At 56.1% G+C, this 13,947-nt stretch carries 10 protein-coding genes; 6 read left to right on the forward strand and 4 right to left on the reverse strand.

The features are described 5' to 3' along the window. The first annotated feature begins 122 nt into the window (after positions 1-122). Positions 123-2,513, forward strand: a complete 2,391-nt coding sequence (locus CU081_RS23725) for a glucose/quinate/shikimate family membrane-bound PQQ-dependent dehydrogenase (protein WP_003856304.1) — start codon at positions 123-125, stop codon at positions 2,511-2,513. Positions 2,514-2,599: 86 nt separating this feature from the next. Here the strand turns inward: CU081_RS23725 and cueO are convergent, their stop codons facing one another. Further along, positions 2,600-4,159: a multicopper oxidase CueO gene (gene cueO / locus CU081_RS23730; RefSeq protein WP_003856305.1), complete on the reverse strand. Its 1,560-nt coding sequence runs from the start codon at positions 4,157-4,159 to the stop codon at positions 2,600-2,602. 145 nt (positions 4,160-4,304) lie between these two features. Here cueO and CU081_RS23735 point away from each other — a divergent pair, with 145 nt between their 5' ends. The 3 genes from CU081_RS23735 (at position 4,305) to speD (ending at position 6,418) form a co-directional block, all read left to right on the forward strand. Continuing rightward, a complete protein-coding gene (locus tag CU081_RS23735; protein ID WP_003856306.1) occupies positions 4,305-4,652 on the forward strand; it encodes a YacC family pilotin-like protein in 348 nt (115 codons plus the stop codon). A 101-nt stretch (positions 4,653-4,753) separates the two neighbouring features. Beyond that, positions 4,754-5,623 carry a polyamine aminopropyltransferase gene (gene speE, locus CU081_RS23740; protein ID WP_003856307.1) on the forward strand — a complete coding sequence of 290 codons (870 nt, stop codon included), beginning with the start codon at positions 4,754-4,756 and terminating at the stop codon, positions 5,621-5,623. Continuing rightward, positions 5,624-6,418, forward strand: a complete 795-nt coding sequence (gene speD / locus CU081_RS23745; RefSeq protein ID WP_003856308.1) for an adenosylmethionine decarboxylase — start codon at positions 5,624-5,626, stop codon at positions 6,416-6,418. Between the two features lie 31 nt (positions 6,419-6,449). Here speD and yacL read toward each other — a convergent pair whose 3' ends face one another. Then, positions 6,450-6,812: a protein YacL gene (yacL, locus tag CU081_RS23750; RefSeq protein ID WP_003856309.1), complete on the reverse strand. Its 363-nt coding sequence runs from the start codon at positions 6,810-6,812 to the stop codon at positions 6,450-6,452. Positions 6,813-7,001: 189 nt separating this feature from the next. After that, on the reverse strand, positions 7,002-9,599 hold the full coding sequence (gene acnB / locus CU081_RS23755; RefSeq protein WP_003856310.1) for a bifunctional aconitate hydratase 2/2-methylisocitrate dehydratase: 2,598 nt from the start codon (positions 9,597-9,599) through the stop codon (positions 7,002-7,004). A gap of 449 nt (positions 9,600-10,048) precedes the next feature. Between acnB and CU081_RS23765 the strand changes: the two genes are divergently transcribed. Both CU081_RS23765 and CU081_RS23770 read left to right on the forward strand, forming a co-directional pair. Next, positions 10,049-11,545: a DUF3300 domain-containing protein gene (locus CU081_RS23765; RefSeq protein ID WP_003856311.1), complete on the forward strand. Its 1,497-nt coding sequence runs from the start codon at positions 10,049-10,051 to the stop codon at positions 11,543-11,545. 10 nt (positions 11,546-11,555) lie between these two features. Beyond that, complete coding sequence (locus CU081_RS23770) at positions 11,556-12,347, forward strand: DUF2950 family protein (RefSeq protein WP_100185518.1); 792 nt, start codon at positions 11,556-11,558, stop codon at positions 12,345-12,347. Between the two features lie 52 nt (positions 12,348-12,399). Here the strand turns inward: CU081_RS23770 and lpdA are convergent, their stop codons facing one another. After that, entirely contained in the window at positions 12,400-13,824 is a 1,425-nt protein-coding gene (gene lpdA / locus CU081_RS23775; RefSeq protein ID WP_003856313.1) for a dihydrolipoyl dehydrogenase, read from the reverse strand. Positions 13,825-13,947 lie beyond the last annotated feature (123 nt).

Consider the following 13,947-nt stretch of genomic DNA (forward strand, 5'->3'; position numbering starts at 1 on the left):
CAGTAAATGGATAAGCCTGGCGTATGAGTTATAAAAAGCAATATTTGTGATTCCGATCACAGTTGTTAATACCTATAATTAATTGCTAGCAAATAATTAACAAAACTGACGAGTACTTTTCTATGGCTGAAACAAAAACTAAACAGCCGCGTCTACTGGTGACATTAACAGCCGCGTTTGCCGCATTCTGCGCGCTGTATTTGTTAATCGGTGGCGTATGGCTGGTCGCGATTGGCGGCTCCTGGTACTACCCGATTGCGGGTCTGGTTATGGTTGGCGTAACCGTCCTGCTTTTACGCAGAAAACAATCTGCTCTGTGGTTGTACGCAGCGTTACTGCTCGCAACCATGATCTGGGGCGTCTGGGAAGTCGGGTTCGACTTCTGGGCGCTGACGCCGCGCAGCGACATTCTGGTCTTCTTCGGTATCTGGCTGATCCTGCCGTTTGTCTGGCGTCGTCTGATTGTCCCTTCCAGTGGCGCCGTGGCCGGTCTGGTCGTTGCTCTGCTGATTAGTGGCGGCATCCTGACCTGGGCCGGTTTTAACGACCCGCAGGAGATCAATGGCACGCTGAACGCGGAATCCACGCCGGCTGCGGCTATTTCGCAGGTGGCGGACGGTGACTGGCCTGCTTATGGTCGTAACCAGGAAGGTCAACGCTACTCCCCGCTGAAGCAGATCAACGCGGACAACGTGAAAAACCTGAAGGAAGCCTGGGTATTCCGTACCGGCGACCTGAAGATGCCAAACGATCCGGGTGAGCTGACCAACGAAGTGACCCCGATTAAAGTGGGCAACATGCTCTACCTGTGTACGGCGCACCAGCGCCTGTTCGCGCTCGACGCGGCCACCGGTAAAGAGAAATGGCACTTTGATCCACAGCTGAACTCCAACCCGTCGTTCCAGCACATCACCTGCCGCGGCGTCTCTTACCACGAAGCGCGCGCAGATAATGCCAGCCCGGAAGTCATTGCCGACTGTCCTCGCCGCATTATGCTGCCGGTGAACGATGGCCGCCTGTTTGCCATCAACGCTGAGACCGGTAAGCTGTGCGAAACCTTCGCTAACAAAGGCATTCTGAATCTTCAGACCAACATGCCGGACACTACGCCGGGTCTGTATGAGCCGACCTCCCCGCCAATCATCACTGATAAAACCATCGTGATTGCCGGTTCGGTAACGGATAACTTCTCTACCCGCGAAACCTCCGGCGTTATCCGTGGTTTCGACGTGAACACCGGTAAACTGCTGTGGGCCTTCGACCCGGGCGCGAAAGATCCTAACGCGATCCCATCCGATGAACACACCTTTACCTTTAACTCACCGAACTCCTGGGCACCGGCAGCGTATGACGCGAAGCTGGACCTGGTTTACCTGCCGATGGGCGTGACCACGCCGGATATCTGGGGCGGTAACCGCACGCCGGAGCAGGAACGTTACGCCAGCTCCATCGTGGCGCTGAACGCAACGACCGGTAAACTGGCATGGAGCTACCAGACCGTTCACCACGATCTGTGGGATATGGATATGCCGTCCCAGCCGACGCTGGCGGACATTACCGTTAACGGTAAAACCGTTCCGGTGATTTACGCCCCGGCCAAAACCGGCAACATCTTCGTGCTGGATCGCAGCAACGGTAAGCTGGTTGTTCCTGCGCCAGAAAAACCGGTTCCGCAGGGCGCGGCCAAAGGCGACTACGTCACCAAAACGCAGCCGTTCTCTGACCTGAGCTTCCGTCCGAAGAAAGATCTCAGCGGTGCAGACATGTGGGGTGCCACCATGTTTGACCAGCTGGTGTGCCGCGTGATGTTCCATCAACTGCGCTATGAAGGCATCTTCACGCCGCCTTCAGAGCAGGGCACGCTGGTCTTCCCGGGTAACCTGGGGATGTTCGAGTGGGGTGGGATCTCCGTTGACCCTAACCGTCAGGTCGCCATCGCTAACCCAATGGCGCTGCCGTTCGTTTCCCGTCTGATCCCACGCGGTCCGGGTAACCCAATGGAGCAGCCGAAAGATGCGAAAGGCAGCGGTACCGAAGCCGGTATCCAGCCGCAGTATGGCGTTCCTTATGGTGTGACTCTGAATCCGTTCCTTTCTCCGTTCGGTCTGCCGTGTAAACAGCCTGCCTGGGGTTATATCTCCGGTCTGGATCTGAAGACCAATAAGATCGTCTGGAAAAAACGTATTGGTACGCCACAGGACAGCATGCCGTTCCCGATGCCTGTTCCAGTGCCGTTCAATATGGGTATGCCAATGCTGGGTGGCCCAATCTCCACCGCCGGTAACGTGCTGTTTATCGCGGCAACCGCAGATAACTACCTGCGCGCGTACAACATGACCAACGGTGAAAAACTGTGGCAAGGCCGTCTGCCAGCCGGTGGACAGGCAACGCCGATGACCTATGAAGTGAATGGCAAACAGTATGTTGTCATCTCCGCGGGTGGTCACGGTTCGTTTGGCACGAAGATGGGCGACTATATTGTCGCGTATGCACTGCCTGACGACGCTAAGTAACGAAAAAGCCCGGTGGCGCTAACGCTTACCGGGCCTACGATTTCCATATGTAGGCCGGGTAAGGCGAAGCCGCCACCCGGCTTTTTTTATACGGTAAAACCGAGCATCATCCCCGTATCTTCATGCTCCAGCAGATGACAGTGGGCCATATAGGCAAACTCTTTCGGTGCCTCGTGGTCGAACTTCACCAGCACCTCGCTGACGCCGCCTTCCACCCTCACCGTATCTTTCCAGCCCGCGCGATGCGGCTCCGGCGCTTTACCATTTTCAGACAGAATACGGAACTGCGTGCCGTGGATATGGAACGGGTGCAGCATCATGTCCCCTTCGCCTGAAATCACCCAGCGTTCAAACTGCCCTTTCGTGGCGGCGAACATGGGCGTGTTCATATCGAACGCTTTGCCGTTGATGCGGTTGGCATTGTGGAAATCGAAACCATGGCCGCCGTGATCCATGCCGCCCATATTGCCGTGGTCCATATTCATATGGCCCACCATCTGGCCGTGATGCATTCCCGCCATGGCCTGATTGCCGTACTTCTTCATCAGCGCCTGCATGCCCATCATGTCGAGCATCGGGTCCATGGAAAGCTTAAGTTTACGCTGCGTAAGCCCGTCCAGCGACGGGAGTGCTGGCAGCGTGGTGAGGGTCTCCGGCAGCGTACCGGAGGCGGTGATCTGTAGCGGCTGAATGCGCAGGACCGGATGCGGCTTATCAAACGGCGCGACGGCCATCCCCATCTGGCTGACCGGCAGGGTCACCAGGTCAAACGCTTTGCCATCGCTGATATCCACCAACACCTCGAAGCGCTCGCCCATCAGCATCGGCAGCTCGCTCACCTTCACCGGCTCCGGCAGCAGGCCGCCGTCGCTTGCCACTACATAAAGCGGGCGTTTATCGCTGGTGGCGAAGTTCAGGGAGCGGGCGTTACAGCCGTTAAGCAGACGTAAGCGCAGCCAGCCTTTTGGCGCGGCATGCTGCGGGTAGATCGCGCCGTTGGTCAGCAGCGTATCGCCAAACCAGCCTACCGCCGCGCTCATTACGTCCAGCTGATAGTCAATTTGCCCGTCAGCGCTGAATTTTTTGTCCTGCACAATCACCGGGACATCGTCGATACCCCACTGTTTCGGCAGGCGCAGCAGGCGGCTTTCATCGTCTTCAATCAGCACCAGCCCGGCCAGCCCCATCGCCACCTGATGGCCCGTTTTGCCATGCTGATGCGGGTGGAACCAGCAGGTCGCCGCGCGTTGTTCCGGGGTAAAGGTTACGCTGCGTTTACCACCAGGCCTGATGACGCCCTGAGGCCCCCCATCCACTTCGCCCGGGACTTCCAGCCCGTGCCAGTGCAGCGTGGTCTCTTCCGCAAGCGTGTTATGAATGTCTACCGTCACCGCCTTCCCTTTGCGTAACTGCAACGCCGGGCCGAGCAGATTGCCGTTATACCCCCACGTCGTGGCGGCGTGCTGACCGAACGTGGTTTTACCGGCCTGCACCACAAGCTGAATGCGGCTGCGGGCATCTGGGGCGAGTAACTCAGGAATGGGTAAAGCCGTTCTGTCGGCGGCAAAAACGGCGCGGCTCCAGAGAGGTATCGCGCTGGCAACCCCCAGCGCGGCAGAAAATTTTAAAAAATCACGACGTTGCATGTGCATTTCCTTATTTCCAGCAGGCGATCTTTTGAGCATAAACCCTCCCCTTACCGGAAGGTCAAGCACGGCGGCAATAATAAAGATCGTCGGCCTGGCATCAAGTATGCTAACGTTAATTTTCCGTGATGCAGTGGTAAAGGCAATGAAGACGTTTTTCAGAACAATTTTGTTCGCCAGCCTGATGGCGATGTGTGCGAACAGTTACGCGCTAAGTGAAAACGAAGCGGAAGATATGGCCGATCTGACGGCAGTTTTTGTTTTTCTGAAAAACGATTGTGGTTACCAGAATTTACCCAATGGGCAAATTCGTCGCGCACTGGTCTTTTTTGCCCAGCAGAATCAATGGGACCTCAGCAACTACGACAGCTTCGACATGAAGGCGCTCGGTGAAGACAGCTACCGTGATTTAAGCGGTATTGGCATTCCCACTGCTAAAAAATGCAAAGCGCTGGCTCGCGATTCACTCAGCCTGCTCGCCTACGTGAAGTAACCTTCCCGACGCCCCTTGTTGACCCGCTAACCGCCTCACGGCGGTGTTGTGTTGCGCCCATCTGCCGGATGTAATGGATGTTAACGAAGGAGGTGCTCCCCATGACCGAAAAAACGGTATGGCAAGAAACGCTGCACGACCAGTTTGGTCAGTATTTTGCCGTGGATAACGTGCTCTATCATGAGAAAACCGATCATCAGGATTTGATAATATTCGAAAACGCCGCTTTTGGCCGCGTGATGGCGCTGGACGGCGTGGTGCAAACCACCGAGCGCGACGAGTTTATCTATCACGAAATGATGACCCACGTCCCGCTGCTGGCCCATGGCCACGCGAAGGACGTGCTGATTATTGGCGGCGGCGACGGCGCGATGCTGCGTGAAGTCTCTCGTCATCAGAATGTCGAAACCATTACCATGGTGGAAATCGACGCCGGTGTGGTGTCGTTCTGCCGCCAGTATCTGCCCAACCATAATGCCGGCAGCTATGACGATCCGCGGTTTAATCTGGTTATCGACGATGGTGTCAATTTTGTTAACCAGACCACGCAAACGTTTGATGTCATTATCTCTGACTGTACCGACCCTATCGGTCCGGGCGCGTCGCTGTTTACCTCGTCGTTTTACGAAGGCTGCAAGCGCTGCCTGAAGCCTGGCGGAATTTTTGTGGCGCAAAACGGCGTTTGCTTCCTGCAACAGGATGAAGCGCTTGATAGCCACCGTAAGCTGAGCACCTATTTTGCTGACGTCAGCTTCTACCAGGCGGCGATCCCCACTTACTACGGCGGGATCATGACCTTTGCCTGGGCGACGGATAACGACGTCCTGCGCCATCTCTCCACCGAAATTATCCAGGCCCGCTTCCATCAGGCCGGGCTCCAGTGCCGATACTACAACCCGGCGATCCACACCGCAGCCTTTGCGTTGCCTCAATATCTGCAAGACGCGCTGTCCTCAAAGGAGGTGAACTAATTGAAAAAGCTTAAACTGCATGGCTTTAACAATCTGACCAAAAGCCTGAGTTTTTGTATTTACGATATCTGCTACGCCAAAACAGCAGAAGAGCGCGATGGTTACATCGCCTATATCGATGAACTCTACAACGCCAACCGTCTGACCGAGATCCTGACAGAGACCTGCTCGATTATCGGCGCGAACATCCTCAATATCGCGCGCCAGGATTATGAGCCTCAGGGGGCGAGCGTCACCATTCTGGTGAGTGAAGAGCCGGTTGACCCACAGCTTATCGACAAAACCGAACACCCCGGCCCGCTGCCGGAAGTGGTTGTCGCCCACCTGGATAAAAGCCATATCTGCGTGCACACCTACCCGGAAAGCCACCCGGAAGGCGGGCTGTGTACCTTCCGCGCGGATATTGAAGTGTCCACCTGCGGCGTGATTTCACCGCTGAATGCGTTGAATTATTTAATCCACCAGCTGGAATCGGACATCGTCACCATTGATTATCGCGTACGCGGTTTTACCCGTGATATCAACGGCATGAAGCACTTCATTGATCATGAGATCAACTCCATTCAGAACTTCATGTCCGAGGACATGAAGTCGCTGTACGACATGATGGATGTGAACGTCTATCAGGAGAATATCTTCCACACCAAAATGTTACTTAAGGAATTCGACCTTAAGCACTACATGTTCCACACGAAGCCGGAAGATTTAAGTGAGGAAGAGCGAAAGGTCATTACCGACCTGCTCTGGAAAGAGATGCGCGAAATTTACTACGGCCGTAACATTCCGACCGTGTAAACGTGACCCGGAGCAGGGACGCTTCGGGAAGTTACTTCTGTTTCATAAAGTCGCGGTAGGCATTCACCACGCTCAGGAAGTCTTCCACGCCGCACAGCGACAGGCTCTCTTCGTCGTAGTAGCTCATCCCCTCTTCCATTTCATCACCCGAGAACTCAAGCTGGTTGGCGCGCACCATCACCTCTTCGCCATCCATCCACAGGGTGTATTCGTGCCCGGCGCGTTGCCAGGAGCGTTCACTGCCTTTCACCGTTTCCGCCGCCTGCTCAACTTCATCCAGCAGCGCGAGGTTCTCTTTCACCTCTTCGTTAAACCAGTGTCCAACGGCTTCGTGCCCCATCGACATTCGCACTTTCACCACGCCGGTGATGTCGCGCAGAAATTCGTAATCCATAGTGTTTTCCTCTGCAAAGCCATTAAGGTAATTATCGCAGCAGCGAGGAAGAAAAAAAGCGTGGGAGGTGGGAGGAATGAAAATAAAAAGGTGAGAGCAAGACCTGCGGCCTGATGCCCTCACCCCGTCCCTCTCCCACGGGAGAGGGTGCAAACACTAAAAACCGTCTCGTAGAGACGGTTTTGCTGTTTATACCGCCGTCTGGAAGATCACCCCGTCTGCCTTCTCGGTGTACTGAGAGAGCTGGTCGAAGTTCAGGTAGCGATAGGTATCCACCGCCGTCTTATCCACCTGAGCCACAAAGGTCTGGTACTCTTCCGGCGTTGGCAGTTTGCCAATCAGCGCCGCAACCGCCGCCAGTTCCGCAGAGGCCAGGAAGACGTTCGCACCGGTACCTAAACGGTTCGGGAAGTTACGGGTCGAGGTGGAGACCACCGTCGCGCCGTCGGCTACGCGCGCCTGGTTGCCCATACACAGGGAACAGCCAGGAATTTCGATACGCGCACCGCTCTTACCAAACACGCTGTAGTAGCCCTCTTCGGTCAGCTGAGCCGCGTCCATACGGGTTGGCGGCGCCACCCACAGACGGGTTGGCAGCTGGCCTTTGTGGGTATCCAGCAGCTTGCCGGCTGCACGGAAGTGGCCGATGTTGGTCATGCACGAACCGATGAACACTTCGTCGATCTTCTCGCCCTGAACTTCGGACAGCGGACGCGCGTCGTCCGGATCGTTCGGTGCACACAGGATTGGCTCTTTGATATCCGCCAGATCGATGTCGATCACCGCCGCGTACTCTGCGTCAGCATCGGCTTCCAGCAGCTGCGGATCGGCCAGCCATTTTTCCATGCCCTGGATACGACGCTCCAGCGTACGCCGGTCGCCGTAGCCTTCTGCAATCATCCACTTCAGCAGCACGATGTTAGAGTTCAGATACTCAATAATCGGCTCTTTGTTCAGCTTGATGGTACAGCCCGCAGCCGAACGCTCGGCGGAGGCATCGGTCAGCTCGAACGCCTGCTCAACTTTCAGATCCGGCAGACCTTCAATTTCCAGAATGCGGCCAGAGAAGATGTTTTTCTTCCCTTTCTTCTCAACGGTCAGCAGACCCTGTTTGATGGCATACAGCGGGATCGCGTGAACCAGGTCGCGCAGGGTAATACCCGGCTGCATTTTACCTTTGAAGCGCACCAGCACCGATTCCGGCATATCCAGCGGCATCACGCCGGTCGCGGCAGCAAACGCCACCAGACCGGAGCCCGCCGGGAAGGAGATACCGATTGGGAAACGGGTATGGGAGTCACCGCCGGTACCGACGGTATCCGGCAGCAGCATGCGGTTCAGCCAGGAGTGGATAACGCCGTCGCCCGGACGCAGAGACACGCCACCGCGGTTCATGATGAAATCTGGCAGCGTGTGGTGCGTGGTCACGTCAACCGGCTTCGGATACGCCGCAGTGTGGCAGAAGGACTGCATCACCAGATCGGAAGAGAAGCCCAGGCACGCCAGGTCTTTCAGCTCATCACGGGTCATTGGACCGGTGGTGTCCTGAGAGCCGACGGAGGTCATCTTCGGCTCGCAGTACGCGCCAGGACGGATACCAGCGACGCCGCAGGCGCGACCGACCATTTTTTGTGCCAGCGAGAAGCCACGGTTGCTTTCCGCCACGTCTTTCGCCTGACGGAACACGTCGCTGTGCGGCAGACCCAGCGCTTCACGCGCTTTGGTGGTCAGGCCACGGCCGATGATCAACGGAATGCGGCCACCAGCACGTACTTCGTCGATCAGCACGTCGGTTTTCAGCTCAAAGCTTGCCAGCAGCTCATTAGTTTCGTGATTACGCACTTCGCCTTTATACGGGTAAACGTCAATCACGTCGCCCATGTTCAGGTCAGAGACATCCACTTCGATCGGCAGCGCGCCAGCATCTTCCATGGTGTTAAAGAAGATTGGTGCAATTTTGCCGCCGAGGCACAGGCCGCCGCCGCGCTTGTTTGGCACGTGCGGAATGTCGTCGCCCATGAACCACAGCACGGAGTTGGTGGCGGACTTACGGGAAGAGCCGGTACCCACAACGTCACCCACGTAAGCCAGCGGGAAACCTTTTTGTTGCAGGGCTTCGATCTGTTTGATCGGGCCAACGCTGCCCGGCTGGTCCGGCTCAATGCCTTCACGGGCGTTTTTCAGCATCGCCAGGGCGTGCAGAGGGATATCAGGACGAGACCACGCGTCCGGTGCCGGGGAGAGGTCATCGGTGTTGGTTTCACCGGTCACTTTGAAGACGGTAACGGTAATTTTTTCAGCAAGCTGAGGGCGGTTCAGGAACCATTCGGCATCGGCCCAGGACTGCATCACCTGCTTCGCATAGACGTTGCCTGCTTTAGCTTTTTCTTCCACATCGTAGAAGTTATCGAACATCAGCAGCGTTGAAGAGAGCGCTTTAGCGGCAATCGGTGCCAGCTTGTCGTTATCCAGCGCGTCAATCAGCGGATGAATGTTATAGCCACCCTGCATGGTGCCGAGCAGTTCAATCGCTTTTTCAGGAGTAACCAGTGGGGAGGTGGCTTCGCCTTTGGCAACGGCGGCAAGGAATCCGGCTTTTACGTAGGCAGCTTCATCTACGCCAGGCGGTACACGGTTGATCAGCAGATCTAACAGGAATTCTTCTTCGCCCTCAGGCGGGTTCTTCAGCAGCTCGACGAGCGCGGCCATTTGGGTTGCATCTAACGGTTTGGGTACAATTCCCTCGGCGGCACGTTCTGCTACGTGCTTACGGTATTCTTCTAGCACGACGGTTCTCCTCGCTCTCATTGTCATATGCGGCGGGCGTTCTCTTCACGCTCCTGTGAGACAGCAGTTTGTAGGGTAAATGCCCGATACCGCGTCGGGCAGCATAGCAGGATTTCTGCACAGTGTTAATCTGTTTACAAAAAAGCAACATTAAAAAATTTGCTGAATCGTTAAGCATGATGTAGCACCCCGTCACCGGGCCCGGAAGCAGTTCCGTAAGTCTGTCGTCCCCCCGGCAACGCGCTGCTGGTCGCTCGCAAGAGCGGCCTTTTGAATTTCCGTCGCCTGCTCAGCCATCCGATATAATTGTGTAATAAATACTCACACTCTTTATCCGGATGCTTCAGAGTTTTTCCCAACAAAAGTCAAAACTGTAAAACACGGGTGAATGATACTCGCGGCAACAGCAACGCCTCACGGCACTGCACTCGTCTCGTTGGAGTCAATCTATGAAGTTGCCTTTTAAACCACATCTTCTTGTTCTGCTTTGCAGTGCGGGGCTGTTTGCCGCCTCGGGCGTCATGTTCGTTAAAAGCCGCGCAACGGAACCCGCTCCCGCACCTGCGCCGGTAGCCCCGCAGCTCCCCGACCCGGCAGCACAGCCTGCCCCGGTGGCCACCCCTGCCTATACCGCCGCGCAGATCGATCAGTGGACCGCGCCCATTGCGCTCTACCCCGACGCGCTGCTGTCGCAAATTCTGATGGCCTCAACCTATCCGGCGAGCGTGATTCAGGCCGCCCAGTGGTCAAAGGACAACCCTAAAATGCAGGGCGATGCCGCCATTCAGGCGGTCAGCGGGCAGCCATGGGATGCCAGCGTGAAATCGCTGGTCGCCTTTCCGCAGTTAATGTCGCTGATGGGGGAAAACCCGTCGTGGGTACAAAGCCTCGGCGACGCCTTTCTGGCCCAGCCAAAGGATGTGATGGATTCCGTGCAGCGTCTGCGCCTGCTGGCGCAGCAGACAGGCACATTGCAATCCACCCCGCAGCAGACCGTCACCACCGTGAAAAAATCTGCGCCAGCCTCCGCCAGTACAGCCGCGACGTCAACGTTGGCTAGTCCGACGGTGATTAAAATTGAGCCAGCCGATCCACAGGTGGTTTATGTCCCTACCTACAACCCTTCCACCGTTTACGGCACGTGGCCAAATGCCAGCTATCCGCCGGTGTATCTGCCTCCGTCTCCCGGCCAGCAGTTTACCAATAGTTTTGTCAGAGGCTTTGGCTATAGCCTCGGCGTAGCCACCACCTATGCGCTGTTCAGTAACATCGACTGGGACGATGACGACGATCATCATCACGATCATGATGACGATCACCACGGCGGTTATTCGCATAACGGCGATAACATTAATATTAATGTTAATAACTTCAATAAGATCACCGGCGAGCACCGTACCGATAATCACCAGGTCTGGCAGCATAATCCGGCCTACCGCAACGGCGTGCCCTACGCCAATAGCCAGCTTGCCAGCCGCTATCATCAGACTTCAGTGCCGGGCGGGTTGAGCGCTACCCGGCAGCAGCCGGTCAACCGCGATAGCCAGCGGCAGGCCGCGATGGCGCAGGTACAGCAGTCGACGGGCAAAACGCTCACACAGCTACAGCATGGCGACGCGCATTTCCCGCAACATTCAGCGTCCGCGCAGCAACTGAAGCAGCTCTCTCAGCGCAGCAACTATCGCGGCTACGACAGCGCGCGGCCCCACGCACAACAGATGAATAATACTCTTGCGCAAACCAGACGCCCGACGCAGGTTCAGCATCAGCCGCTGCGGGCAAACGCCCTGAGCGGCAACGACAGCCGTTCGGCCAGCTGGCAGGCCCAGCACCAGCGCGGGCTGCAAAGCCGCCAGCACGCGTCGCTGAACAGTGAGCAGCGTGCCAGCTTCCGCCAGCAGCTGTCCGAACACCATACCGAACACCATGAATTCCACCGTCGTTAAGGGAGCCGCTATGAACATGAAACCGATCGGTGGAATGCTGTTGTTGATGGTATCCACCTTCGCCTTCGCCCAGCAATCTTTCTCCACACCTGAGCAGGCGGCCAATGCCCTGACGAAGGCCATCAGCGAGCAGAATGAGAGCGCGATGGCCGACCTGCTGGGGGATAACTGGCGCGACTATCTGCCACCTGAAGGGGTTGATCCGGAGGCGGTGGCTCGATTCCTGCGTGACTGGAAGATAAACCATCGTACCGAAATCAGCGGCGATATTGCCCATCTGTCAGTTGGCGATAACGGCTGGCAACTCCCCATACCGGTAGTGAAGAAAAAAGAGGGCTGGCAATTTGATATGCAGAAAGCGGCTGATGAGATCCTGACCCGCGAAATCGGCCGCAACGAACTCGCGGCTATCGAAGCGCTGCACGCCTACGTCGACGCACAGCGGAGCTACAACGCCATGAACCACCGCTATGCGCAGAAGATTGTCAGCACGCCAGGGCTAAAAGACGGCCTGTACTGGCCCATCTCGCCGGGCGAAGCGCCAAGCCCGCTGGGTCCCGCCTTTAGCCCGCCGGAGCCTGGTATGGGCTATCACGGCTATCGGTTCCGCATTCTGTCGGATAAAAATGGCTTTGCGATGGTTGCCTGGCCCGTAAGCTATGGTCAGACGGGGGTAATGAGCTTTGTCGTTAACCAGGAAGACAAGGTTTATCAGGCAAATCTCGGCAACGATTCGGCGCAGAAAGCGCAGGCGCTCGCTGCATACCACCCGGATAAAACCTGGCAGCCTGTCATCCCCTGAACGCAGTGCATAAAAAAAGCGGCCTGAGGCCGCTTTTTTCATCTGAAGAAACTTATTTCTTCTTCGCTTTCGCGTTTGGCAGGTCGGTGATGCTACCTTCAAACACTTCTGCCGCCAGGCCCACGGACTCGTGCAGAGTCGGGTGAGCGTGGATGGTCAGCGCGATGTCTTCCGCGTCACAGCCCATTTCGATAGCCAGACCGATTTCACCCAGCAGCTCGCCGCCGTTGGTACCGACAATCGCACCACCGATTACACGGTGAGTTTCTTTGTCGAAGATCAGTTTGGTCATACCGTCTGCGCAGTCGGACGCGATAGCACGGCCAGAAGCAGCCCACGGGAAGGTGGCGGTTTCGTAGCTGATGCCTTTCTCTTTCGCTTCTTTCTCAGTCAGACCAACCCATGCAACTTCTGGCTCGGTGTAGGCGATAGATGGGATCACTTTCGGATCGAAGTAGTGCTTCATGCCGGCGATAACTTCAGCGGCAACGTGACCTTCGTGAACACCTTTGTGCGCCAGCATTGGCTGACCGACGATATCGCCGATAGCAAAGATGTGCGGCACGTTGGTACGCAGCTGTTTGTCAACGCGGATGAAGCCACGGTCGTCCACTTCCACGCCAGCTTTGCCCGCGTCGAGGTTTTTACCGTTCGGCACACGGCCGATAGCCACCAGTACGGCGTCGTAACGCTGTGGTTCGGATGGGGCTTTTTTGCCTTCCATGGAAACGTAAATACCGTCTTCTTTCGCTTCAACGGCAGTCACTTTGGTTTCCAGCATCAGGTTGAATTTCTTGCTGATGCGTTTGGTGAAGACTTTAACGATGTCTTTGTCGGCAGCCGGGATAACCTGGTCGAACATTTCAACCACGTCGATCTCTGAACCCAGCGCATGGTACACGGTACCCATTTCCAGACCGATGATACCGCCGCCCATAACCAGCAGACGCTTAGGAACGGTTTTCAGCTCCAGCGCATCGGTGGAATCCCACACGCGTGGATCTTCATGTGGAATGAATGGCAGTTCGATTGGGCGAGAGCCTGCCGCGATGATCGCGTTGTCGAAGTTAATCACGGTTTTACCGTTTTCACCTTCCACTTCCAGGGTGTTCGCACCGGTGAATTTACCCAGACCGTTTACCACTTTCACTTTACGGCCTTTGGCCATACCCGCCAGACCGCCGGTCAGCTGAGTGATAACTTTCTCTTTCCAGGTACGAATTTTGTCGATGTCGGTCTTCGGCTCGCCGAAGACGATACCGTGTTCAGCCAGCGCTTTGGCTTCTTCGATAACTTTCGCTACGTGCAGCAGCGCTTTAGAAGGGATACAGCCGACGTTCAGACAAACACCGCCGAGGGTGCTGTAACGTTCTACGATGACGGTTTCCAGACCTAAATCCGCGGCGCGAAATGCTGCGGAGTAACCTGCCGGGCCTGCCCCAAGTACTACGACCTGAGTTTTGATTTCTGTGCTCATCATGACCTCTTAATGTATACCCGTCGTCCACCGGGTCGTTCTATCCGCCCGTATTTTACAAAATTGTTAACAATTTTGAAACAACAAACGGCTCACGAATTATCGCTTTCACCAATAACCTCA

The organism is Enterobacter sp. CRENT-193, from assembly GCF_002787395.1.
Taxonomy (GTDB): domain Bacteria; phylum Pseudomonadota; class Gammaproteobacteria; order Enterobacterales; family Enterobacteriaceae; genus Enterobacter; species Enterobacter hormaechei_C.